At 41.6% G+C, this 25,435-nt stretch carries 18 protein-coding genes; 4 read left to right on the top strand and 14 right to left on the bottom strand.

All coding sequences use genetic code 11. The features are described from left to right. Positions 1-21: 21 nt before the first annotated feature. Together H5162_RS17640 and mgtE are read left to right on the top strand one after the other, a co-directional pair. Positions 22-294 carry an HPr family phosphocarrier protein gene (locus tag H5162_RS17640; protein WP_064667815.1) on the top strand — a complete coding sequence of 91 codons (273 nt, stop codon included), beginning with the start codon at positions 22-24 and terminating at the stop codon, positions 292-294. 124 nt (positions 295-418) lie between these two features. Continuing rightward, positions 419-1,777: a magnesium transporter gene (gene mgtE / locus H5162_RS17645; protein ID WP_145236729.1), complete on the top strand. Its 1,359-nt coding sequence runs from the start codon at positions 419-421 to the stop codon at positions 1,775-1,777. A gap of 743 nt (positions 1,778-2,520) precedes the next feature. On the opposite strand, the gene H5162_RS21435 is transcribed toward mgtE, so the two are convergent. The 3 genes from H5162_RS21435 to H5162_RS17655 form a co-directional block, all read right to left on the bottom strand. Beyond that, a complete protein-coding gene (locus H5162_RS21435) occupies positions 2,521-2,655 on the bottom strand; it encodes a hypothetical protein (RefSeq protein WP_259397404.1) in 135 nt (44 codons plus the stop codon). Between the two features lie 58 nt (positions 2,656-2,713). Beyond that, on the bottom strand, positions 2,714-2,872 hold the full coding sequence (locus H5162_RS17650; protein WP_064667813.1) for a YqaE/Pmp3 family membrane protein: 159 nt from the start codon (positions 2,870-2,872) through the stop codon (positions 2,714-2,716). A gap of 64 nt (positions 2,873-2,936) precedes the next feature. Then, the gene (locus H5162_RS17655; RefSeq protein WP_145236725.1) at positions 2,937-3,500 is read right to left on the bottom strand and encodes a BON domain-containing protein; all 564 of its coding nucleotides are present in this window, start codon (positions 3,498-3,500) and stop codon (positions 2,937-2,939) included. 343 nt (positions 3,501-3,843) lie between these two features. Between H5162_RS17655 and H5162_RS17660 the strand changes: the two genes are divergently transcribed. Continuing rightward, positions 3,844-4,500, top strand: a complete 657-nt coding sequence (locus tag H5162_RS17660; protein ID WP_145236722.1) for a LiaF domain-containing protein — start codon at positions 3,844-3,846, stop codon at positions 4,498-4,500. A 605-nt stretch (positions 4,501-5,105) separates the two neighbouring features. On the opposite strand, the gene H5162_RS17665 is transcribed toward H5162_RS17660, so the two are convergent. Both H5162_RS17665 and pmbA read right to left on the bottom strand, forming a co-directional pair. After that, positions 5,106-5,522, bottom strand: a complete 417-nt coding sequence (locus H5162_RS17665; protein ID WP_145236719.1) for a VOC family protein — start codon at positions 5,520-5,522, stop codon at positions 5,106-5,108. A gap of 214 nt (positions 5,523-5,736) precedes the next feature. Continuing rightward, positions 5,737-7,086 carry a metalloprotease PmbA gene (pmbA, locus tag H5162_RS17670; protein WP_145236716.1) on the bottom strand — a complete coding sequence of 450 codons (1,350 nt, stop codon included), beginning with the start codon at positions 7,084-7,086 and terminating at the stop codon, positions 5,737-5,739. A 408-nt stretch (positions 7,087-7,494) separates the two neighbouring features. Between pmbA and yjgA the strand changes: the two genes are divergently transcribed. Beyond that, complete coding sequence (yjgA, locus tag H5162_RS17675) at positions 7,495-8,022, top strand: ribosome biogenesis factor YjgA (protein ID WP_145236713.1); 528 nt, start codon at positions 7,495-7,497, stop codon at positions 8,020-8,022. A gap of 561 nt (positions 8,023-8,583) precedes the next feature. Here yjgA and H5162_RS17680 read toward each other — a convergent pair. The 9 genes from H5162_RS17680 to H5162_RS17720 all read right to left on the bottom strand — a co-directional run bounded on the left by H5162_RS17680 (position 8,584) and on the right by H5162_RS17720 (position 23,750). Continuing rightward, positions 8,584-9,954: a Gfo/Idh/MocA family protein gene (locus H5162_RS17680; protein ID WP_182719612.1), complete on the bottom strand. Its 1,371-nt coding sequence runs from the start codon at positions 9,952-9,954 to the stop codon at positions 8,584-8,586. 406 nt (positions 9,955-10,360) lie between these two features. Next, on the bottom strand, positions 10,361-11,434 hold the full coding sequence (locus tag H5162_RS17685) for a phosphotransferase enzyme family protein (RefSeq protein WP_149980682.1): 1,074 nt from the start codon (positions 11,432-11,434) through the stop codon (positions 10,361-10,363). Between the two features lie 49 nt (positions 11,435-11,483). Beyond that, a complete protein-coding gene (locus H5162_RS17690) occupies positions 11,484-12,359 on the bottom strand; it encodes an NTP transferase domain-containing protein (protein WP_182779156.1) in 876 nt (291 codons plus the stop codon). Positions 12,360-13,638: 1,279 nt separating this feature from the next. After that, positions 13,639-15,708, bottom strand: a complete 2,070-nt coding sequence (locus tag H5162_RS17695; RefSeq protein WP_182779158.1) for a M13 family metallopeptidase — start codon at positions 15,706-15,708, stop codon at positions 13,639-13,641. Positions 15,709-15,946: 238 nt separating this feature from the next. Next, entirely contained in the window at positions 15,947-17,494 is a 1,548-nt protein-coding gene (locus H5162_RS17700) for a PAS domain-containing methyl-accepting chemotaxis protein (protein ID WP_182779160.1), read from the bottom strand. Positions 17,495-18,157: 663 nt separating this feature from the next. Continuing rightward, the gene (locus tag H5162_RS17705) at positions 18,158-18,613 is read right to left on the bottom strand and encodes an REP-associated tyrosine transposase (protein WP_182779162.1); all 456 of its coding nucleotides are present in this window, start codon (positions 18,611-18,613) and stop codon (positions 18,158-18,160) included. Positions 18,614-19,066: 453 nt separating this feature from the next. Then, positions 19,067-19,462, bottom strand: coding sequence for an 8-oxo-dGTP diphosphatase MutT (gene mutT, locus H5162_RS17710; protein WP_149980579.1), 396 nt, complete (start codon positions 19,460-19,462; stop codon positions 19,067-19,069). 696 nt (positions 19,463-20,158) lie between these two features. Further along, on the bottom strand, positions 20,159-22,867 hold the full coding sequence (gene secA / locus H5162_RS17715; protein WP_182732376.1) for a preprotein translocase subunit SecA: 2,709 nt from the start codon (positions 22,865-22,867) through the stop codon (positions 20,159-20,161). A 403-nt stretch (positions 22,868-23,270) separates the two neighbouring features. After that, positions 23,271-23,750 (bottom strand): DUF721 domain-containing protein, encoded by a 480-nt coding sequence (locus H5162_RS17720; RefSeq protein ID WP_145236680.1) that lies wholly within the window; start codon positions 23,748-23,750, stop codon positions 23,271-23,273. Positions 23,751-25,435 lie beyond the last annotated feature (1,685 nt).

The following is a 25,435-nucleotide window of genomic DNA, read 5'->3' on the forward strand; positions in this document are numbered from 1 at the left end:
CGTTTACAGTAAGGAATGTTGATGCGCTTAGAAGATACATTTTTAATAAAAAACAAACTCGGTTTACATGCTCGCGCAGCCAGCGTATTAGCGCAATTAGCTGTGCAGTTTGATGCCAGCATCACACTTCATCAAGATGACAAACAAGCCGCAGGCGATAGCGTACTGGGCTTAATGCTATTAGAAAGTAGCCAAGGCAAAGAAGTTAAAGTTGTATGTGAGGGCCCGGACGCTGAACCTGCTCTTGCAGCAATTGGTGAGTTGATCGCACAACGCTTTAACGAACAAGAATAGCTCGTAGTCAGTACCACTAAATTGCGTTAAACTGAATAAAGTCGTTAATTAAACAGACCAAGCGCGTTAATTATCAACAACAGTTACCCTACCTATCAAGTGTATTAATTTTTTAAGGACGCCAATGCCAGAAGCTTTTGAACAAGATTACCCACTACAACAACTAAAACAAGTGACCAAGTCACTTAACAGTGGTCAATTTGTTCAAGTAAGGCGTATGTTGGCAAAAACAGCTCCGTGTGACACCGCATTATTACTCGAGTCATCCCCGCATAAGATTCGTACCTTATTATGGCAACTGGTTGATCCAGATGTACAAGGTGACGTACTTGAAGAACTATCAGAAGATGTTCGTTTAGGGATCATTGCCCAAATGGAGCCGAAGCACATCGCTGCGGCAACTGAGGACATGAGTCACGATGATCTAGGGGAAGTACTACGTAGCCTACCTGATACCGTCTACAAAGACGTTGTTAGTGCCATGGACAGCCAAGATCGAGAACGTGCAACTCAAGCACTCTCTTATCAAGAGCGCTCTGCTGGCGCGCTGATGAACACCGATACAGTGACCATCCGCCCTGATGTCACTATCGACGTAGTACTGCGCTACTTACGTTTACGTGGTGAGCTACCAGAAGGTACCGATGATCTTTATGTTGTTGATAAACATAACTGCTTTATAGGTGCCATGTCGTTAACGACCTTGTTGACTAACTCGCCAGATAAAATCATTCGCGACTTAATGGATGAAGATTGTGAATCTATCCTCATTTCGATGGATGAAACCGATGTAGCACAACTGTTTGAACGTCATAACTGGATATCAGCCCCAGTGGTTGATGATAATGACCATCTACTTGGCCGTATCACCATCGATGATATCGTTGACGTTATCCGTGAAGACGCCGAGCATAGCTTATTAAGCCTAGCCGGTCTTGATGATGAAGAAGATACCTTTGCTCCGGTGTTAAAAAGTTCGAAAAAGCGCTCAATTTGGCTTGGCGTTAACTTGTTAACCGCGCTACTTGCTGCGATTGTGGCAAGCTTCTTTGAAAACACTTTAGCAATTTTACCTATTCTAGCAGTACTCAACGGTATAGTGCCATCCATGGGTGGTGTTGCGGGCAGCCAAACATTAACACTCGTAATACGTGGTATTGCAGTGGGTCATATCAACCAAACTAACCAACGCTTTTTACTGATCAAAGAGCTTGCAATCGGCGCAATAAACGGGATTGTTTGGTCTATTTTAATTGCCGGTGTTGTTGCTATTTGGCAATGGGACTTTAAGCTTGGCGGCGTACTCGCCTTTGCCATGTTTATGAACTTAGTAGCCGCAGGTATCGCCGGTGCCAGTATTCCGCTGCTATTGAAAAAAATGAAAATTGATCCTGCATTAGCTGGCAGCGTGGTACTGACAACCGTAACCGATATTGTAGGGATATTCGCCTTCCTAGGCACTGCGACATGGTTGTTGGTGTAGTTAAAAATTAGTTAAAGGTGGTAGGTTCAAGGTTAAAAAATTGACCCATCGTAGGCGCGAGTTTACCTCGCGCATCTCTTAGCGTTACATCAACCTCACCCGCCAACTTAGGCAATGGCTTTAGCCATGAATGTTATCAACCGCGCGGCATAAAGCCCCGCCTACGATAAACCCAAAAATTTAACACCCGTAGGCGTTAAGCTTGCTGACGCACAAACTCCGAGCCACATTTAAAACGCGGTGGCAAGCCACTCGCCTATAAGTGATTTAACACCGAGATGAACCTTAACACCGTAGGCGTTGAGCTTGCTGTCGCATCAACACGGAGCCACATTTAAAACGCGGTGGCAAGCCACTCGCCTACAAGTAAGTAATAAACATCAAAGTAAATTTAACACCGAGATAAACGTTAACACCTCTAGGCGTTAAGCTTGCTGACGCACAAACACCAGAGCACATTTCAAAACGCGGCGGCAAGCCACTCGCCTACAAGTAATTAATTAAACACTGAGATTAACGTTAACACCCGTAGGCGTTGAGCTTGCTGACGCAAACACACCAGGGCACATTTCAAAACGCGGTGATTGACCAGTCTATGACTATAATAAAATGAGAGGTTAAACATTCTTGGGGAAGGTTATAAGTGGATGTTCTTAATGAAAATAACAACATGCACTTATAATTTTGATATATAACATCCTAGCAAAATCCTTCTAGTATTTGATATTTATATACTCTGATATTTAAAGCCCATTCCTTGCTGCTTTTACTTCGCTCCTTGATGCGCTATTCATTAGCTCCTTCCATTGTTGTGCCGTCCAAAGTGGCTTTGCGCTTTTTACGATCCCTTGTTGGTTTTTCCTTAATACGTTATCCATAATGTTACTCCTTGCCATCTATTGGCTGTTCATCCTTGTTATATTTAACACTGTGACTCTAACGACGTGCGATTATATAAATTGCATGTATTAGACCAGGAATATACCCTAGTAATGTTAACAAAATATTAATCCAAAATTGAGCACCTAAACCAACTTGTAAAAATACACCAAGTGGTGGAATAAGCACTGAAAATATAATTCGTATTAAATCCATGACTCTCACTCCCTGAAATTTGTATAAGAAAGCCCAGCATAACTGGGCATTCGTGGCTTATAGATTATTCAGCTACAATAGTTAAGTTATCAACTACATCGCGAACATCTTCAGCATTCTTAGCAATTTTCACCGCTAGCTGTTTTTCAGCATCCGAACCAACAGTACCATTTAGCGTTACCACACCTTTATCGGTATCTACGTCAATATCCGTACCGCCTACTTCAGAGTTAAACAAATAGCGTGTTGTAATAACGGTAGTAATTTTAGCATCCGTTAAATCACTTTCTGTGCTATCTGATTTCATCTTCTTGCTTTTTGTATCCGTGTTTTTAACGACCGTTAGCTCGTTATCCACATCAGTTACACCATCTAGACTTAAGATAAGCTCTTCCGCTAACTCTTTATCAAGCTCACTTTCAACTTTACCAGTTAGTACAACCTTGCCATTTTTTACATCAGTGTTAATGTCAAAGTTGTTTAAGTTAGTGTTCATTAACAGAACCGTTTCTGCCTTACCATCAATCCAAGCATCTTTACTTTCATTTTCCCAGCTATTTGCTTGAGCCCCCATAGCGGTTGTACCAAGAACTAACGCTGCAATAATAGATTTGTTAAATGTTTTCATAATCTTTCTCCTTTTGATTAAAGACAATATGATTAATGCGAACATCAAGCCAACTTTTAAAACAATTAAAATCAATCGCTTACATCTATTTTTATATAGTACTAGCTTTAGTCTTGGTAATTATTTACAGACTGCTCGGTAATTTATTCTGGTCGTTGCAAAATTAACCATTTAATAGCATTATTCGTTAATCTGTCGTTAATATAACAAGCGCACCTAACGAAAATAAATTTAAATTATTGATTACTAAGCTAATTAATAAATGGCCTAAGCTTTGCTTTAACTATTGCAGTACCGAGCAATCGTAAAATACACCAACAGCATCACTTATAAGGAATACATCATGACTGTAAAATTAGAAGATCGCCCAATTGAGCAAGTGCGTGAACAAGTTATTGATCAATTAATATATAACTACAGTCATGCTGTTATTTCAGCTGATGCTTTTGAACGTCGATTAGATCAGGCAATGGCTGCGAAAGATAACCAAAGCTTAATTGATTTGGTAAGTGACCTAGAACTAACAACCGATAGTAATTACCAGTGGGAAAAACGTGCGCAGTTTAGCCCAAACTATAGTAATAAAAGCAGCGATGAAACATTGCACTTGCGAAGTATCTTAGGATCAAACGAGCGCAGTGGGCAATGGGTAGTACCAAAAGAAATCCACCTGACGAACTTACTTGGATCTATTGAACTTGATTTCACTGACGCCATATTTCAGCATCAAAATATCACCATCCATGTCAATTGCTTACTAGGCAATGATGAAATTTATGTGCCAGAACACGTCAATGTTGTATCAAAACTGTTCAGTATTATTGGTAGTGTTGAAAACAAATCAGTGTCACTGAATAAACACCAAGGGCCAACCATTACTATCGAAGGAAAAGTTATTCTGGGCTCTGTGGAAATTAAAATTAAGCGCACCATTAAAGAAAAGTTTGTCTCATTCGCCAACAGCCTTAAAACCAGTTGGCAAGATATCAATAAACATTAATGGATAAAACACAGTTAAAGCTTAACATCCGTAGGCGTTAAGCTTGCTGACGCAAAAACACCGAAACAATATTGAATATCGCGGTGGCAAGCCACTCGCCTACAGTGAGTAATTAAACACTGAGATTAACGTTAACACCCGTAGGCGTTAAGCTTGCTGACGCGAAAACACCACGCCACATTTTGAAACGCGGTGGCAACCCACTCGCCTACAGTGAGTAATTAAACACTGAGATTAACGTTAACACCCGTAGGCGTTAAGCTTGCTAACGCAAAAACACCGAAATAATATTGAATATCGCGGTGGCAAGCCACTCGCCTACAAGTAATTTAACACCGAGATAAACGTTAAAACCCGTAGGCGTTGAGCTTGCTGGCGCACAAACACCAGGGCACATTTCAAAACGCGGTGGCAAGCCACTCGCCTACAAGTAATTTAACACCGAGATAAACGTTAAAACCCGTAGGCGTTGAGCTTGCTGGCGCACAAACACCAGAGTACATTTCAAAACGCGGTGGCAAACCACTCGCCTACAAGTGAGTAATTAAACACTGAGATTAACGTTAACACCCGTAGGCGTTAAGCTTGCTGACGCGAAACTAATGTTATAAATCATTATTACGCTCACTAGGAATGTCACTTAAATATTCAACAAACTCTATTTCAAACCCTGCGGGGTCAATAAAATACACATTTTTACGAAAGGGATTTACCGCACCTGGCTTATCAATACTGTAACCAGCGCTTTCTAAACGCGAAATTACTGCAGCAATATTATTCGTAACATAAGCAAAGTGCGCTAAGCCAACTTGATGTCCGGTTAAGTCACGGTTATGTTGTTCACCATGATCACTCAATGCTAAATACTGAAAATCATCGCCAAAGTGTAACCATTTTCGTGGTTTACCGTACCACTCCCCTTCGCCTTGACTTCTTATAGACCAGTACGGAAAAGCCGCCTTATAAAAGTGCAGCATAGCTTCAACATCATCGACTACCAAATTTACATGCTCTAAATACATAATTAAATTCCTTTATTTAAGTAATTAAAGCCACAATAAAACCTCAAGCAACGTTGAGGTAAAGTGTTTTTTATAAAAGATTTAATAATTGAAAGGTACTAGGTTAAAGGCTAAAGGCAGAGACTAGCTCCATCTAACGTCTAAATAAAACAGCGCGGTATAATGCCGCGCCTACGCAAATTAAAACTTATAGCTTAAGACTTAAAGCTTTAACCTAACTTCCCGCAATCTGCATTTGTTCAATCAATACCGAACCGGTTTGAATTCCACCACGACGCTCTATGTCACCACCTATACCGCTGATGCCTTTAAACATATCTTGCAGTTTACCAGCGATGGTAATTTCGCTTACAGGATATTGTATTTCGCCATTCTCAACCCAAAAACCGGCAGCACCACGCGAGTAATCACCGGTTACGGTATTAACGCCTTGGCCCATTAATTCAGTGACCAATAAACCAGTGCCCATCGTTTTTAACAACGCAGCTAAGTCAGCATGAGTTTGTTCTACTAACCAGTTATGAATACCACCAGCATGACCGGTAGGTGTCATATTCATTTTTCGGGCTGCGTAGCTCGCTAATAAGTAAGTTTGCAGATCACCACCTTGAATGATTTCACGGTCGATAGTTTTTACCCCTTCACTATCGAATGGTGAAGACGCTAAACCTTTTAAAATATGCGGGCGCTCTGAAATATTAACGCACTTATTAAATACTTGCGTGCCAAGGCTATCCAACAAAAAGCTCGATTTACGATACAGCGCACCACCACCTATTGCAGACACCAAGTGACCAAACAATGAATTAGCGATATCTGCACGAAAAACAACTGGGACTTTCATGGTACCTAATTTTTTGCTATTGAGCTTAGCAAGAGTTTCACTCGCAGCCTCTAAACCTACTGCCGCAGCATCTTTCAAACCAGCTTGGTCTCGCGCTACGGTATAAGCTGAATCCCGCTGCATTTGCTCACCATCTTTACCAATCACCATAGTACTAATGCTGTGGCGAGTACGCGGGTAACCTGTAATAAGACCATGGCTATTACCATACACACGTAAACCTTGATGCGATGAAAAACTGGCGCCATCTGAATTAACAATACGTGCATCGGCATTTAGCGCCGCTTGCTCTGCAGCATGACACAATTCAATGCCCTGCTCAGGGCTGACATCCCACGGGTGGTATAAATCCAAATCAAGCGGAGCAAATTCAAGTAGGTCTTTATCGGCTACGCCATTATGTGGATCATCTGAAGTAAACTTGGCGATATCAATGGCTTTCTCTACCACTGTACGCAGTGTTTTTGGGTTTAAATCAGCTGTTGACGCAGAGCCTTTGTGATTACCAACGTACACACTGATCCCCAGCCCACCATCTTGGTTAAATTCAATGGTCTCGACTTCACCCATGCGGGTACTAACTGATAAACCTGAGGTGCTCGACATCGCCGCTTCAGCGCCAGTAGCACCGAGTTTTTTCGCGTGTTCTAAAACCTCTGCAACGGCATCTTTTATTTGAGAAATTTGAGTATAAATAGGATCTTGCTGTTGGCTTTTCATATTTTTAGTCCTGAGCTTGGAGCGTTTTGCATGCGCAATCATAATACTTAAATGCTAACACACTCACTGCATTGCATCAGCTAATATTAATCATTAAAAGAATCACGTATATACCCAAGCCACCTCAAGATACAGAATTCAGCGTTTCACAGGGGCTTAATATCAAGGCGTTACTTTGCAAGAATGGCAATCCCTTTTAAGAAGTAACAACGATGAGAGTAAGTGCCTGTGAAACGCCCAACGGGTTGGTTTAAAAGCGATTTATACTGCGTTATTGATTTTAACAATAGAACCACTATTACTTGCAATCAATGCCTTGCCTAAATCGCTTTTAACTCCAACTGAAACTCGCATCTTGAGGTGGTTTGGGTATAATGACTGCAGTTAACGTTATCATATGAGTACCCCATGGCGAAGAAAAAAGGCAAGCCTGCTGAAATTGAAGAAGAAATTATCTATATATCAAAAAGTGAGCTCAAGCGCGAAGCGCAAGAGTTTCATCAGTTAGGTGCTGAAATTGCCAAAATGGGGAAAAAACAGCGCGAGCGCTTACCCTTAAATGACGATTTAAAAGCGGCAATGGTTGTTGCAGACAAAATCAGTAACAAAAGTGATGCATATCGTCGTCACTTAAATTACATCGCAAAAACTTTACGTACCGTTGAGAATATCGAAGAGATCAACGCTATTATCGACATTATGCTGAATAAAAATAATCAAGCCGAAGTGATGATTAAAAAGATTGAGCAATTACGCGATGATTTAATTGCCCAAGGTGATGATTTAGTCAATCAAACCATTGAGCAATACCCGACTATTGATCGTCAAAAGTTACGTCAATTGGTGCGTAATGCGGCAAAAGAAGTAAAAATTGAAAAGCCAGCTAAAGGCTATAAAGAGCTATTTCAATATCTTAAAGAAAGTATCATGCGCTAAACTACATTTAGTGTAGTAATGAATTGCCTATATTCAGTCTGGGTAGAAACACCCGCTATTTATAGGCAGTTACCGTTTAGTAAGCAGTAACGCCTCCCTCGCAGCAAATTAAAACCCTGTAAGCATTAAGCTTGCTGACGCACCAACACCACGCCACATTTAAAACGCGGTGGCAAGCCACTCGCCTACAGGTAATTAATTAAACATCAAAGTAAATTTAACACCGAGATAAACTTTAGCACCGTAGGCGTTAAGCTTGCTGACGCAAAAACACCACACCACATTTCAAAATGCGGTGGCAAGCCACTCGCCTACAAGTAAGTAATAAACATCAAAGTAAATTTAACACCGAGATAAACGTTAACACCCGTAGGCGTTGAGCTTGCTGACGCAAAAACACCAGAGCACATTTCAAAACGCGGTAGCAAGCCACTCGCCTACAGGTAATTAATTAAACATCAAAGTAAATTTAACACCGAGATAAAATTTAACACCCGTAGGCGTTGAGCTTGCTGACGCAAATACAATATGCGCGAGTTTGCCTCGCGCAGCTCTTAGCATTTAACCAACTATTCCTAGCGGTTTGGCACTTTGCCATGCCCCGCGGGTAAAATCTGGAATATCAATTGACGCACTACGATTACTAACTGACTGTGCCGATAGCGGCGATATAACAGACCAAGCCGCGCCGTCGTAAACATCTTGATCAAGCGCCTCGCCATTACGTAAACAATAAATCATCCGCCAAAACATTAAGAAGTCCATGCCGCCATGGCCGCCGTTACGCTCTGCCTCTTCGCCCATTTTGGTCCACAGTGGGTGGTCGTATTTTTTATACCAATCAGCCATTTCGTAATCCCACTCATGGAAGCTCTTCGAACCACCATCTTCCAGCGCAATACGATTTGGAAAACCAGCAAACACACCGTTAGTGCCTTGAATTAAATTATGGCGCGAGTACGGCCGTGGCGTAGTGGTATCATGTTGAACCATAATACTGCGCCCTTTTACTGTTTTGATAAGCGTGGTATTCATATCGCCAGCAATATAATTAAGCTGATTACGTTGATGATCGGCTGGAAATTCTTTCTTTGCATAGGCGCTACGGCCCAGTGCAGGTGAACTCATCGAGGTTAAAAAATCAAACCGATCGCCGCGATTAATATTCATATATTGTGACACAGGGCCTAAACCGTGCGTTGGATACAAATTACCGTTTCGTTTTGCATGCCAAGCGGTACGCCAAGAACCAGTTTTATGCTCCACTTCTTTCATTTGCCAACGTAATTCATGAATATACGCCGCCTCACCATGTAGCAGCTCACCAAACACGCCTTGGCGAACCATATTCAATACCATTAACTCATCACGACCATAGTTGACATTTTCCATCATCATACAGTTCTTTTGCGTGCGCTCAGCGGTATCAACTAGTTGCCACATTTCTTCAACCGTCAATGCTAATGGCACTTCAACAAAAGCATGCTTGCCGCTATTCATGGTATCGATTGCCATCGGTGCATGCCATGACCATGGCGTAGAAATAATCACAATATCAATATCATCGCGATTAAGCATTGCTTGATAGGCATTATCAGCACCAGTATAAAGTGCAGGCTTAGTCAACCCTTTGTCAGTGAGGTAGTTAGCTGAACGCTGTAATACTTCGTCATGGGTATCACATATTGCTTTAATTTCTGTACCAGCAATATGACTCATACGCTTTACGTGGCCAAAACCACGCTGCCCTAAGCCTATAAACCCAACCCGTACTACATCCATTTTTGGCGCGACAAGACCAATTACAGAGCGCCCTTGCGCTGGGGGAGTAATAACGCCACTTTGAGTACCCGTGGCACATCCTGAAATCACACTAGCCGCTGCCGTAGCACTCGCGGCTTTTAAAAAATCTCGACGATTAAACTGCTTCATTATTATTATCCTAGAACTAATCTAGTTTTAACTTACCTAAAACAGCTTGGGAGGTAAAGCAGATGGGGATGGATAGCATAGGAAAATAAGGGGTTAGAATTAACCTTAACTCTTGGTATTTAACCAATCTCAATCGACGATGTAGGAAATGGCTTTAGCCATGAATTTTATAAGCCGCGCCTACGACAACCCAAGCACCAATGCCAACCGTAGGCAGGAGTTTACCTCGCGCAATTTTAAACGCGCCTCTTAAACTATTTGTGAATGAATCTTTTAAATCTTTCGTTCGCGGCTAAAGCCGGCTCCTACGAAAACCATTTTTGCACAAAGAGAAGTGAATGAGTGTTAGTGAGAAGATATTTCACTTCCCCCTAAAACCTACAACCTAGCCCTTTAACTGAAAAAATCACACATCTCTTAAAATAGCTTTAAGCGTGGTTTTTTTTGCGAGAATATCACGATATAAAGCAAACTGATTTTGCGCACGTTCTAAGTTATGGTTAGCATGCTTGATTGAAAAATAATGATCACCGTCAATGTAATCCGTTAAAAAACGTAGGCCAATCATAAAGGTCATTACTTTGGTGCCTAACCAAAAGCTTTGTTTTTCTTGTTCGGTAATCAAGTCTTTCAAAGGCTCTACATAACCTTTGACTACCGCTGCAAAAATCTCTTCACGCACACATACATTAGCTAAATCCGTTGAATCTTCTTGTTCAGGAGAGCAAAAAGTACGCACCATATCACCAAAATCATACAACCAATAACCAGGCATACAGGTGTCTAAATCAATCACTGCTTTGGCATCATTTGATGTATTACAAAACAGCATATTATTAATTTTAGTATCATTATGACATGGTCGAACCGGTACAATGCCCGTCAATGCTTTAAGCTCATCAATTAAGCCAAATTGCGCGAAACAAAAATCAACGTCAGCTTGGCAGCTGGCTAAGCGCTGCTGTGGATCTTTTGCAACCACAGCTTTGAGCTTTTCAGCGCGCATCGCTAAATTATGAAAATCAGGAATAACATGATGTAGTTGCTTGGCATCAAAATCTTCTAAAGCAACAGCAAATTGACCAAATGCATTGGCTGCAGTTTGCGCTTGTGAAGTATTTAAAACTACATCTTCACTATAACTGCCGCCAATAAATTCGAGTGCGCGCCAAACACCGTTATCACAATCAACTAAATAGTTATTTTCAACTGTAGGAACATGGCGGATGATTGCTAAATCATACTCGCCTAATTGACGTTTTTTAGTTAAATGACGTTCAATTAAACGAGCATTTTTAACTAACATATCTGGTTCAGGAAAAACCTCGGTATTTAGTTTTTGAACAACTAATGATTTTTTTGGTGCAGTTAATAGCATAGTGCTATTTATGTGACCACTACCAATTGGCTTCATGCTGATTTTTTCACTACCAAGACCAAAACTCTCAGACAAGTAAACCGCAATGGAATTTGACTTCATACTTACTTCGCTATTGTTGTGCCCTGGAAAAGGCAAGATCGGGGCTAGTTCATCCGTGACGTAATTCATATAATTTACCTGTAACATCCTGTAATTCTGATTTATAAGTCACTCCATACCACGACTCTTTTGCGGTATATATGGTAACTATTTGTTGATTAGATGTGATCGCTTGTTGAACTTGATCGGGTAAATAATACTCCATTCTGACACCGTTGTCATACTTTTGCAGAAACTCGTCAAAGCCTGCTTCTAGGCAGTCAAAAAATGTTGGCGTAATTGCCCAAAAACTCATTGATGCCAACGCATCCACGGCAATTTTCTCACGGAGCCCCTGCGGATTGTCACCCATTATTTGACCGTTCTCGTGCTGAATATTTAAATACTCAACAACATCAATTAATTGGTTATTTTTAACTTGGCATACGCCTCTATTCACCCCTCCTTGATCTGACAAAGTATCAATAATTGGGTAACCCACCATAGCCCAACTAGTCAGGTTTTTAAAATGTTCAGCGAGTAATAAAAATGACGACGCGCCATAATAATCATCGGCTGTGATGACGATCGCGGGGTTATGAACATGATCTTTAGCGCATAATAAAGCATGCCCGGTGCCCCAAGGCTTACTTCGCTGTTGTGCAAGTAATTGGAATTGTTCTGGCACTAAATCAATGCGTTGTTCAACCAACACAACATCAATCCCCATTGGTAAGCGCGGTAAAATCACTTGCTCAATCTCGCTGCGCACAGCCTGATTGATCACTAATACAACCTGAGTTACTCCTGCGGCAACAGCATCAGCAATACTCAACTCCATAATGGTACAACCCAACCCAGCAATCTCAGCGATTTGTTTATTGCCACCAAAGCGAGTACCCAAGCCACCCGCGAGGACGACTAAACTTAGATGATGTTTTTTCATTTTTAATCAGCTTTAACGTTTAATAAAGCTGAGTTTACCAGTTTCAACCGCCAGATCTAGCTATCGGAGCTAGGTTTTAGGGGATAGGTTCTAGCCTAGCACCTAGTCACTTCCCTAGCATCCAGTACCTTTTTTTAACCTTTCGCGGTGGCAAGCCACTCGCCTACAAGTAATAAATTACACATCAAAGTAAAATTTAACACCCGTAGGCGTTAAGCTTGCTGACGCACAAACACCACGCCACATTAAAAATGCGGTGGCAAGCCACTCGCCTACCAGTAATTAATTAAACATCAAAGTACAACTTAACTCCCGTAGGCGTTAAGCTTGCTGACGCACAAACACCGTTCCACATTTAAAATGCGGTGGCAAGCCACTCGCCTACAAGTAATTAATTAGACATCAAAGTAAAATTTAACACCCGTAGGCGTTAAGCTTGCTGACGCATAAACACCGAAACAATATTGAATATCGCGGTGGCAAGCCACTCGCCTACCAGTAATTAATTAAACATCAAATAAAATTTAACACCGTAGGCGTTGAGCTTGCTGACGCACAAACACCGAGCTACATTTTAAAAACGCGGTGGCAAGCCACTCGCCTACAAGTAATTAATTAAACACCAAAGTACAATTTAACACCCGTAGGCGTTAAGCTTGCTGACGCACAAACACCGAGCTACATTTTAAAAACGCGGTGGCAAGCCACTCGCCTACAAGTGATTAATTAGACACCAAAGTAAACTTTAACACCGAGATAAACTTTAACACCGTAGGCGTTGAGCTTGCTGACGCACCAACACCGAGCCACATTTAAAACGCGGTGGCAAGCCACTCGCCTACAAGTAATAAATTACATATCAAAGTAAAATTTAACACCGTAGGCGTTGAGCTTGCTGACGCACCAACACCGAGCCACATTTAAAACGCGGTGGCAAGCCACTCGCCTACAAGTGATTAATTACACATCAAAGTAAACTTTAACACCGTAGGCGTTAAGCTTGCTGACGCACAAACACCACACCACATTTTGAAACGCGGTGGCAAGCCACTCGCCTACAAGTAATTAATTAAACATCAAAGTAAACTTTAACACCGTAGGCGTTAAGCTTGCTGACGCACAAAGAGAAGACAATGAGGGTAAATGCCATGGGCTTCGAGCAACGCGCTCCTAGTCACTTCCCTAGCACCTAGCCCCTTTCTCTTTAACCTTTTACTCCCCCTCAAAACAAAAACGGCGGCCTAAGCCACCGTTTAATCATCAAACTAATAAAAACTAATTACCAAATTTTTACGCGATCAGCTGGTTTGATATACATTTTGTCGCCTTCTTTAACGTCAAATGCTTGATAAAACTCAGGCATATTCGACAAGATACCGATCACGCGGTAATGGCTTGGTGAATGCGGATCTGTCATTAGGCGGTTACGTAGCTCTTCGTCACGGTATTTACGACGCCAAATTTGCGACCAGCCCATAAAGAAGCGCTGATCACCGGTATAACCATCAATCACTGGCGCTTTATCGCCACCTAGCGATAACTGATAAGCAGTGAAAGCAACCGTTAGGCCACCTAAATCGCCAATATTCTCACCTAAGGTCAATTGACCATTAACGCTGGCATCTGCAAATGGTTGATACTCGTTATACTGTGCAACTAACTGACCAGTGCGCTCTTCAAACTGTTTAAGGTCTGACTCGCTCCACCAATCACGTAAATTACCATCACCATCATACTTAGCACCTTGGTCATCAAAACCATGGCCTAACTCGTGACCAATTACCGCACCAATTGCACCGTAGTTAACCGCATCATCAGCTTCAAGGTTAAAAAATGGTGGTTGTAAAATTGCCGCAGGAAATACAATTTCGTTATTCACCGGGTTATAGTAAGCATTTACTGTTTGTGGTGTCATGTGCCATTCAGAACGATCCACTGGCTTGCCTAGCTTGTCAATCATATCAGCATAAGCCCATTCACTATGACGAATATAGTTACCAACTAAATCATCCGCATTAATGCTTAACTGTGAATAGTCTTTCCAGTTATCAGGGTAGCCAATTTTTGGGGTAAATTTGTCGAGCTTTTCTTTCGCAGCAAGCTTGGTTTCAGGGCTCATCCACTCAAGATTTTCAATCGCAACGCCATAGCCTTTGATCACGTTATCAACTAACTCTTCCATGCGCGCTTTTGCTTCTGGCGGGAAATTGTCTTTAACGTACACTTTTCCTAAAATTTCACCTAACACTTCATTTGATGCATCCACGGCTTGTTTCCAAAGCGGTGTTTGCTCTTTTACGCCGCGTAATGTGGTGCTGTAAAAGTTAAAGTTTAAATCAACCAGATCTTTATCTAATATACCAGCGTAGTTACTTACTAAATGAAATTTAAGATATTGTTGCCACGTTTCAAGATCTGTTGTTTTATAAATATCGGCAAATTTTTCAAAGTAGCTAGGCTGACTGACGATAATATCTTGTACATTTACACCAGACGCTTTGAAGTATTCAGCAAGGTCAAACTCACCTGTTAGCTTACTTGCATCACTCACGCTCATTTTGTTATAAGACTTTGTAGCATCACGACTTTCAACACGCGTCCACTGTGCATCAGCAATACTGGTTTCAAGTGCAATAATTGCTTTAGCAGCTTCATCGGCTTTTTCTACACCAGCGCGTTTTAGAACGTCAGCAATGTAAACTTGGTATGCGGCACGAATTTTAGTGAACTTTTCGTCATCTTTTAAATAATAATCACGATCCGGTAAGCCAAGGCCTGATTGATACGCATATAATGCATTTTCACTCGAGTTCTTAGCATCATTATTTACATACCAACCAAATGGCACCGCGCCACCTTGAATACGTATTTGCGCCATAAGTGCAACTAAATCAGACTTATTTTTAACACCATCAATAGCAGTTAACGGGCCATTTAGCGGTGTTACACCTAATTCATCACGCTTGGCTTCATTCATGTAACTCTTAAAGAACGCACCTAGCTTATATTCATCAGTTCCAGCTTTAGCAGCTGTATTAGCAGCCGCTTGTTCAAGCACTGTTTTCATTGCGGCTTGCGAGTCGTCATACAATTGTGAGAATGAACCGTAATTTGATTTATCACCAGGGATTTCAGTCGTCGCCAACCATTGACCATTAACGTGATAATAAAAATCATCCTGCGCACGGACCGACTTATCTATATTTGCTAATTCAATACCTGAATTAAGAGCTGTTTTCACTTCACTAACAGCATTGCTTTCTGGCGCTTTAACATCTTGTTGTTCACCACAGCCAACTAGGCCCAGCGCAAGTGCAATACTTGCTGCAGTGAGCGATATTTTTTTCATGGGAATCCCGTAAATCATTATTGTTGATAATACAAACCGTTTAAGCAGCTTAATAATAAGCTGCTCGCTGATCCCATCATAAACCTCATCGGAGCAACAATAAAATCGAATATGTAACAATTCGTATCAAAACTCTAATACGGTTATCTATCACACTGCTTTAGCAATCATTGATTATCTAAGATTGGGTTAAAAAAACTTACAAACGTATTAATTTATTATCTGAAGCTCAGGCTGATTATTTAAACCTTACCACTAGCTCGTGCAGCGCCTCCGATACTGTTTTTAATAATGAAATAGCCTCAGCGGTATCTTTTGCATCAGTAAAGCTGTAATTAGCTAACTCTGAAATGCGAAGAATTTGCTGATTCACGTCCTCAGCAACATGTGACTGTTGTTCAACAGCAGTCGCCATTTGGGTCGACATACTCGCAATTTCACCTACAGCTTCAGATACACCTTGAAGCATTTCGCTACTTTGCAGCACTTGATTAAGACCATGCTGGGCATTTTTACCACCTTTTTCTGCAACATCGACAGCTCTTGTAGCCCGTGTTGTTAATTCATTCACTATGTCATAAATATCTTTAGTGGAATCTTGAGTACGTTTAGCTAAATTACGAACTTCATCGGCTACCACTGCGAAGCCACGCCCTTGCTCACCAGCACGCGCAGCTTCAATGGCGGCATTGAGTGCTAATAAATTGGTTTGTTCAGCAATTTGTTCGATTATTTGCGCAGCTTCGGCAATATTTTTGGTTTGCTCAGAAACTCGCTGTACGGATTCGCTGATTTCAAGAACAGTATCGCGGAGCTGTTCAATAGCTTGCTGTGTGGCATTCGCAATTTGACCGCCTTTAATAGTCAATTCGTTTGCAATATCAGCATGTGATGCGGTATCAGTAACATGCTTTGCCACATCAGCAATCGTGGTGGCCATTTGATTCATTGCCGCCGCAGCTTGCATGGTTTCATTTTGCTGTTGCTCAATTTTATCAAGCATGGTCTTGGTTAAGCGTTCACCAATATCTGACTGCTGCGACACTCTTTTTGACTCATTCTCAATCCGTGTGATCACAGCTCCTAAGTGTGCTTGTTGACTTTTAATTGCCACTTTTAAATGACCCAACTCCCCCGTGTCATCAGTGTAACTGCTAACCGCCAGTGAATGAGAAAATGCCCCTGATAACATTTCATAAAGTGCATTAACCATACGTTTTTTGGCTACTAGTCCCCATATTACATAACCTAAAATAGCAGCAATAAAAAGCAATAATGCCGGACTTTGCCAACCCATAGTAAATAACAACACTGATGCAATAGTGACAATAATCAAAGCGATATTTTCCACCGCAATCGGCAAACTTAGCTGTTTGCTATTCTTTACTATGTTTTTATATAGCGCCTCTGCCCGCTTAACATCAGTTCTGCTAGGACAAGAACGCACCGACTCATAACCCGTGACCTTACCACCCTCAGTCACAGGAGTTATATAAGCATCAACCCAATAAAAATCACCATTTTTACAACGATTTTTAACTAAGCCCATCCAAGACTTCCCAGCTTTTAAATGCTCCCACATAACTTTATAAGCAAGAGAGGGCATATCTGGATGACGAATAATATTGTGGGGCTGACCTATTAATTGCTCTTTAGTAAAACCACTAATGGCTACAAACTCATCATTACAATCAACAATTTGACCTTTTAAGTCTGTTACAGAAATGAGCTTAGAATCATCTGGAAATGTTCTTTCAGTCTTCGTGACAGGAAGGTTCTCGCGCATGCTTATTCCTAAAATTATCCTTGCTTAAAATATAGTCTAAAAAGCACAGCACACCAAATTATCTAAAAAAACAACTCTTTTCGCGGTGGCAAGCCACTCGCCTACAAGTAATTAATTTAACACCAAAGTACAACTTAACTCCCGTAGGCGTTAAGCTTGCTAACGCAAAACACCACAACACATTTTAAAACGCGGTGGCAGGCCACTCGCCTACAAGTAATTAATTAGACACCAGGTAAAATTTAACACCCGTAGGCGTTAAGCTTGCTGACGCAAAACACCACAACACATTTTAAAAACGCGGTGGCAAGCCACTCGCCTACAAGTAATTAATTAAACATCAAAGTAAAATTTATCACCCGTAGGCGTTGAGCTTGCTGACGCAAAAACACCACGCCACATTTTGAAACGCGGTGGCAAGCCACTCGCCTACAAGTAATTAAACACCAGAATACAATTTAACACCGTAGGCGTTGAGCTTGCTGACGCAAAAACACCACACCACATTTAAAACGCGGTGGCAAGCCACTCGCCTACAAGTAATAAATTACACATCAAAGTAAAATTTAACACCCGTAGGCGTTAAGCTTGCTGACGCAAAACACCACACCACATTTAAAACGCGGTGGCATATTACGAAAGAGTAGATTAGATGTACTGTGATTAGTTTAAATATACACAATTCCAAAATGGATAATCACCCACACTTTTAACCAAGCCAGCCCTGAGCGGGTTTGCAACTATATATCTAGCTTGGTTAAGTAAATCTTCATCAGATCTAAGCTTGTGATCATAAAAGTTAGCTTGCCAAATTTTTCCGCTAGAAAGTAAATAACGGTTCAATTTAATCGTAGTAATACTTTTAAATTGACCAATAACTTTGGATAAATCATCAGTATTTCTAAGCTGAAATAGCCAATGCAAGTGATCAGGCATTAATGAAAAACAAATTGTCTTAAGGTTTCCCGAATGCGAAAAAAAATGTAACTCCCTCATAATTAAACAGCTACTATCAAAATCACAAAAAAGCTGCATTCTATTTTCAGTACAAATTGTAACTGAGTAATAATGATTAATTATCGAGCATCGCCCTTTAGTCCACTTACTTGTATCAACCATTACTTTCCCCCAATTAACTACAAGTAAATATAGCAATTAATCGAGATCCCTCCAGTAAAGATTGAGCTTTCTTAATAAACACGGAATTTTAAAACGCGGTGGCAAGCCACTCGCCTACAAGTGATCAATTAAACATCAGAGTAAACTTTAACACCGTAGGCGTTAAGCTTGCTGACGCACAAACACCACAACACATTTTAAAAACGCGGTGGCAAGCCACTCGCCTACAAGTAATTAATTAGACACCAGAGTAAAATTTAACACCCGTAGGCGTTGAGCTTGCTGACGCAAAACACCACACCACATTTTAAAACGCGGTGGCAAGCCACTCGCCTACAAGTGATTAATTAAACATCAAAGTAAAATTTAACACCCGTAGGCGTTGAGCTTGCTGACGCAAAACACCACACCACATTTTAAAAACGCGGTGGCAAGCCACTCGCCTAGGTAAATTTAAACATCCACTTTTATTTTTTCGATAATCTCTACGTTGGCGGCAGGAAAATTGTAATCGTCTAACTTATCAATCGCGACCCATGCACTTTGCTGACCTTCTGCGCCATGGGCTTGGCCGCTAAAATCAGTAACTAAATGCACGTCGAGTTTTACACATTTATCGCCATAATCATGCTCAATAACCATCAGCTCGCTTGAACTATTAATTGTTAAACCTACTTCTTCTTGAAGTTCGCGCTTTAGTGCTTCGAATACGGTTTCGCCAGCTTCTACTTTGCCGCCCGGAAACTCCCACAAACCACCTTGATGTTTATCGTCAGGGCGCTTACAGATAAATAGTGTGTTATCTGCTTTGATAACCCCCACCGCTACATGCACAATTTTTTTATTCATCATAATACCTTTATTAAAACCGCGCGGCATAAAGCCGCGCTTACAAGCAATTAATTAAACACCAAAGTAAAATGCAACACCCGTAGGCGTTAAGCTTGCTGACGCACCAACACCGAGCCACATTTAATATCGCGGTGGCAAGCCTCTCGCCTACAAGTGATTAAACACCAGAATACAATTTAACACCGTAAGCGTTAAGCTTGCTGACGCACAAACACCAGAGTAAAATTTAACACCGTAGGCGTTGAGCTTGCTGACGCACAAACACCGAAACAATATTGAATATCGCGGTGGCAAGCCACTCGCCTACAAGTGATTAAACACCAGAGTAAAATGCAACACCCGTAGGCGTTAACCTTGCTGACGCACAAACTCCGAAACAATATTGAATATCGCGATGGCAAGCCACTCGCCTACAAGTGATTTAACACCGAGATAAACTTTAACACCGCAGGCGTTAAGCTTGCTGACGCACAAACACCGAAACAATATTGAATATCGCGGTGGCAAGCCACTCGCCTACAAGTGATTAAACACCAGAATACAATTTAACACCGTAGGCGTTAAGCTTGCTGACGCACAAACTCCGATACAATATTGAATATCACGGTGGCAAGCCACTCGCCCGATATTTAATCTTACAAACAAAAAAAGCGACGCAGGCGTCGCTTTTTAATTGTTAATTATAACATTTGGTTATTTTAACTTACCACAACACTGTTTGAACTTTTGACCCGAGCCACATGGGCAAGGTTCGTTGCGGCCAACTTTTGGCTCTGCGCGTGATGTTACGACCGCACCTTTTGGTGCTTCGCCGCCTACGTGCTCAACTTCTTCATGTTGATATTCACGAGGAGCATTTTCACTTTGGCGGTGTTGCTCTTCAATTTTTTCAACATCTTCTTCAGCACGTACTTGTACTTTACTTAAAATACTAACTACATCAATTTTCAGGTTCTCAAGCATTTCAGAGAACAACTCAAACGACTCACGCTTGTACTCTTGCTTAGGATTCTTTTGCGCATAGCCACGTAAATGAATACCTTGGCGAAGGTGATCCATCGCAGCAAGGTGATCTTTCCAATGTTGATCCAAGCTTTGTAGCATGATTGCTTTTTCAAACTGACGAAGTACAGAATCGCCAACTTGTTGCTCTTTCTGTTTATAAGCTTGCTCTACTGACTCTTCAATACGCTCACGTAACTTTTCTTCGTAAAGTTTGTTATCGTCAGCTAACCATTGTGTAATCGGTAACTCAATTAAGAAGTCTTGTTTTAAGCGCTCTTCAAGGCCCGGAATATCCCACATTTCAGCTAAACTTTGTGGTGCAATGTATTGGTCAATAGTGTTGCCCAATACGTCGCCACGAATAACCGTGATCGTCTCTGAAATATCGCCTTCTTCAAGCAACTCATTACGTTGTGAGTAAACAACACGACGTTGGTCGTTTGCTACATCATCGTATTCAAGCAACTGTTTACGCACATCAAAGTTACGTGCTTCAACTTTACGTTGCGCGTTTTCAATGGCACGATTAACCCATGGATGCTCAATCGCTTCGCCACGTTGCATACCTAGTTTACGCATCATATTAGTCATGCGTTCACCAGCGAAGATACGCATTAATGCGTCATCCATCGATAGATAAAAACGGCTTGAACCGGCGTCACCTTGACGGCCAGAACGACCACGTAACTGGTTATCGATACGGCGTGATTCGTGACGCTCAGTACCAATGATATGTAAACCACCAGCAGCAATTACTGCATCATGACGAATTTGCCATGCTTCTTTAATCGCTTTAATTTGCTCATCAGTTGGGTTTTCAAGTTTTTCAACTTCGCTATTCCAGTTACCGCCTAACACGATATCAGTACCACGACCAGCCATGTTAGTTGCGATTGTTACTGTGCCTGGTAAACCAGCATCGGCAACGATGTCTGCTTCTTGGGCATGGAATTTAGCATTAAGTACGTTGTGCTTGATTTTTTCTTTACGTAAAAATTGCGATAAATATTCAGAGCTTTCGATTGAAATCGTACCCACCAATACTGGCTGGCCGCGCTCTTGGCAATCTTTAATATCGATTAGAATGGCTTCGTATTTTTCTTCTTGCGTTAAGTAAACTAAATCAGCGCGATCTTCACGGATCATCGGCTTGTTAGTTGGCATAACAACAGTATCTAGACCATAGATTGACTGAAACTCAAATGCTTCAGTGTCGGCAGTACCGGTCATACCTGCAAGGGTATCGTAAATACGGAAGTAGTTTTGGAATGTAATTGACGCTAACGTTTGATTTTCGTTTTGAATTTTTACATTTTCTTTTGCTTCAACAGCTTGATGTAAACCTTCAGACCAACGACGCCCTTCCATTGTACGGCCAGTGTGTTCATCAACAATGATTACTTCGTTTTCTTTTACAACGTAATCAATGTCTTTTTGATACAGCTTATGGGCACGTAATGCCGCATAAATATGGCTAAGCAGGGTAATACTCGCAGCAGAATAAAGCGAGTCGCCCTCAGCTATCAAACCACGTTCAATCAGTAATTCTTCAACTTTAATTTGACCACGTTCAGTTAAATGAACTTGCTTGGCTTTTTCATCAATAGTGAAATCACCATCGCCTTCAATACCTTCTTCGTCTTCTTTCTCTTGTAACTCAAGAAGCGGAACTATGGTATTGATTTCAGCATACAGCTGCGAGCTATCTTCAGCGGGGCCGGAAATAATCAGTGGAGTACGGGCTTCATCAATTAAGATCGAGTCAACTTCATCGACTACCGCATAGTAAAGTGGACGTTGCACGCGTTCGTTAATGCTAAACGCCATATTGTCACGCAGGTAATCAAAACCAAATTCGTTATTGGTACCGTAGGTAATATCAGCGGCGTAGGCTTCTTTTTTCTGTTGCGGCATCATACCCGGTACGTTACAGCCAACAGTTAAACCTAAAAATTCAAATAATGGGCGGTTAGTTTCAGCATCGCGCTTGGCAAGGTAGTCATTCACGGTAATTACGTGAACACCTTTACCCGTTATACCACGTAAGTATGCTGGTAAACTTGCGGTAAGGGTTTTACCCTCACCAGTACGCATTTCTGCGATGCGGCCTTGGTGTAAAACCATACCACCTAGCAACTGCACGTCAAAGTGACGCATACCATTTACACGTTTTGATGCTTCACGTACCACAGCAAATGCTTCTGGTAGAATGTCATCAAGACTTTGTCCGTTATCGTAACGCTCTCTAAACTCTGCTGTTTTGGCTTTTAAATCTTCGTCTGAAAGCGCTTCAAGTTGCGTTTCAAGCGCGTTGATCAGCGCGACCGTCTTTCTTAAATTTTTAATAGTGCGGTCATTGCGACTACCAAAAATCTTGGTAAATAAATTAGATATCATGATAAAACCGTTACAATGTGTTCTTTGCTAGCCGAGTATCAGCTAACCCATTTTTATAATTACTAATTAATAGATTACTCACACGAGCACATATTAATTAGCAATTTCGAGAAACGTTGTGAAATACAGCGTTCAATACGTGCGCTACTATACCAGACTCTGCGAAACATCAAACCATCGCGTAGTTAAGATATCAGTTTTCTGCAAGAAAATTTAAAATAAGCCGTAAACATAACTTTAATTAAGACTATAAAATTATATTAACTATGAAGATATGGAGGTGGATAAAAGAAAATCAAGGGGAGTATAAGAACTTAGGTTCTAGGTTCTTCAATACAGTTGCAAACTAAATATACATGGTAAACTTTTCCTAACGCCTATTTCTTCCTAGCGCCTAAAACCTTTATTTTTTACCATGCCTCGCTAGACGCTCTAGCTTTTCTTTTAGTGACGGTGGTGCACTTTGTGCAATCGCATTAAGGTAATCAGCTGTTTGTTCACTCATCGCTAATTTATTCGCGGGAGTGGCGTTAGCTGTTTTTAACGCATTATTTGGACTTAATCGTTGGCTGGCTTGTGGATTAGCGGTAATTTTAATTTGCCCAAGTTCTGCCATACCGGCACTACGAAAGTGTGACAGCATATCCATTTTTAAGTAGTTTAAACGCAGTGCTATAGGTGCAGATACCGCCTCAATCATCAGCGTACCATCGCGATAATTACTAACGCGACATTTTCCACCTAAATTAGCGCCCAAAAACTCACTCAATAAAGTTTGTTGTTTATCTAATGCTTGGCTTTTACCTGCATACGACGACAATCGACCACTCAGGCCAGCCATAATATCGTTTAAAGGTTTTGGCGCGAACCTATCTTTAGCCATGCAAAACACCAAAAGTTACATTGAAGAGACTGAGTTTAATTGAATGCAAAGGTTAAAGCTACCTCGAGAAATGAAAGATACGGGGTAATAGGTATTAGGTATTAGGTATTAGGTTAAAGGTTAAAGGCAGAGATTAGCTACACCTGAAATCTAATGACTGATGGTTCAATACAACCGCGCGGCATAAAGCCGCGCCTACGCTTTAAAACATAGGAGCTAGGTTTTAGGCTCTAGGTCCTAGTCACTTCCCTAGCACCTTTGCCTTCCTAGCACCTTTAACCTTTTAGCGGTGGCAAGCCACTCGCCTATAAGTGATTTAACACCGAGATAAACTTTAACACCCGTAGGCGTTAAGCTTGCTGACGCACAAACTCCGAGCCACATTTAAAATGCGGTGGCAAGCCACTCGCCTACAAGTAATTTAACATCGAGGCAAACCTTAACACCGTAGGCGTTGAGCTTGCTGACGCACAAACACCACGCCACATTTTGAAACGCGGTGGCAAGCCACTCGCCTACAAGTAATTAATTACACATCAAAGTAAAATTTAACACCGTAGGCGTTGAGCTTGCTGACGCACCAACACGGAGCCACATTTAAAACGCGGTGGCAAGCCACTCGCCTATAAGTGATTTAACACCGAGATAAACCTTAACACCGTAGGCGTTGAGCTTGCTGACGCATAAACACCGAAACAATATTGAATATCGCGGTGGCAAGCCACTCGCCTACAAGTGATTTAACACCGAAATAAACCTTAACACCGTAGGCGTTGAGATTGCTGACGCATAAACACCGAAACAACATTGAATATCGCGGTGGCAAGCCACTCGCCTACAAGTGATTTAACATCGAGGCAAACTTTAACACCCGTAGGCGTTAAGCTTGCTGACGCACAAACTCCGAGCCACATTTAAAACGCGGTGGCAAGCCACTCGCCTACAAGTGATTTAACATCGAGGCAAACTTTAACACCCGTAGGCGTTGAGCTTGCTGACGCACCAACACCGAGCCACATTTAAAATGCGGTGGCAAGCCACTCGCCTACAAGTGATTTAACACCGAGGCAAACCTTAACACCGTAGGCGTTGAGCTTGCTGACGCACCAACACCGAGCCACATTTAAAATGCGGTGGCAAGCCACTCGCCTACAAGTGATTTAACATCGAGGCAAACTTTAACACCCGTAGGCGTTAAGCTTGCTGACGCACAAACTCCACACCACATTTAAAACCCGGTGGCAAGCCACTCGCCTACAAGTGATTTAACACCGAGATAAACCTTAACACCGTAGGCGTTGAGCTTGCTGACGCATAAACACCGAAACAATATTGAATATCGCGGTGGCAAGCCACTCGCCTACAAGTGATTTAACATCGAGGCAAACCTTAACACCGTAGGCGTTGAGCTTGCTGACGCATAAATATCGAAACAATATTGAATATCGCGGTGGCAAGCCACTCGCCTACAAGTGATTTAACACCGAGGCAAACCTTAACACCGTAGGCGTTGAGCTTGCTGACGCACCAACACGGAGCCACATTTAAAATGCGGTGGCAAGCCACTCGCCTACATAAGCATATACACAAAAGGTTAATGCCAGGCAAATTGTACAAAACGTAGGAAATGGCTTTAACCATGAATTTTATAATCCCCGAGCCATAAAGCCTCCGAGTACCTTTAA

Source organism: Pseudoalteromonas sp. SR41-8 (assembly GCF_014163915.1).
Lineage (GTDB): Bacteria > Pseudomonadota > Gammaproteobacteria > Enterobacterales > Alteromonadaceae > Pseudoalteromonas > Pseudoalteromonas rhizosphaerae.

Coding starts and splice junctions, on each gene's coding strand:
- H5162_RS17690 (WP_182779156.1), bottom strand. CDS start 12,359: ATGAAAAAACATCATCTAAGTTTAGTCGTCCTCGCGGGTGGCTTGGGT.
- H5162_RS17680 (WP_182719612.1), bottom strand. CDS start 9,954: ATGAAGCAGTTTAATCGTCGAGATTTTTTAAAAGCCGCGAGTGCTACG.
- H5162_RS17655 (WP_145236725.1), bottom strand. CDS start 3,500: ATGAAAACATTTAACAAATCTATTATTGCAGCGTTAGTTCTTGGTACA.
- secA (WP_182732376.1), bottom strand. CDS start 22,867: ATGATATCTAATTTATTTACCAAGATTTTTGGTAGTCGCAATGACCGC.
- H5162_RS21435 (WP_259397404.1), bottom strand. CDS start 2,655: ATGGATAACGTATTAAGGAAAAACCAACAAGGGATCGTAAAAAGCGCA.
- H5162_RS17705 (WP_182779162.1), bottom strand. CDS start 18,613: ATGGTTGATACAAGTAAGTGGACTAAAGGGCGATGCTCGATAATTAAT.
- H5162_RS17665 (WP_145236719.1), bottom strand. CDS start 5,522: ATGTATTTAGAGCATGTAAATTTGGTAGTCGATGATGTTGAAGCTATG.
- mgtE (WP_145236729.1), top strand. CDS start 419: ATGCCAGAAGCTTTTGAACAAGATTACCCACTACAACAACTAAAACAA.
- H5162_RS17685 (WP_149980682.1), bottom strand. CDS start 11,434: ATGAAGTCAAATTCCATTGCGGTTTACTTGTCTGAGAGTTTTGGTCTT.
- H5162_RS17695 (WP_182779158.1), bottom strand. CDS start 15,708: ATGAAAAAAATATCGCTCACTGCAGCAAGTATTGCACTTGCGCTGGGC.
- H5162_RS17720 (WP_145236680.1), bottom strand. CDS start 23,750: ATGGCTAAAGATAGGTTCGCGCCAAAACCTTTAAACGATATTATGGCT.
- pmbA (WP_145236716.1), bottom strand. CDS start 7,086: ATGAAAAGCCAACAGCAAGATCCTATTTATACTCAAATTTCTCAAATA.
- H5162_RS17700 (WP_182779160.1), bottom strand. CDS start 17,494: ATGCGCGAGAACCTTCCTGTCACGAAGACTGAAAGAACATTTCCAGAT.
- H5162_RS17660 (WP_145236722.1), top strand. CDS start 3,844: ATGACTGTAAAATTAGAAGATCGCCCAATTGAGCAAGTGCGTGAACAA.
- H5162_RS17640 (WP_064667815.1), top strand. CDS start 22: ATGCGCTTAGAAGATACATTTTTAATAAAAAACAAACTCGGTTTACAT.
- H5162_RS17650 (WP_064667813.1), bottom strand. CDS start 2,872: ATGGATTTAATACGAATTATATTTTCAGTGCTTATTCCACCACTTGGT.
- mutT (WP_149980579.1), bottom strand. CDS start 19,462: ATGAATAAAAAAATTGTGCATGTAGCGGTGGGGGTTATCAAAGCAGAT.
- yjgA (WP_145236713.1), top strand. CDS start 7,495: ATGGCGAAGAAAAAAGGCAAGCCTGCTGAAATTGAAGAAGAAATTATC.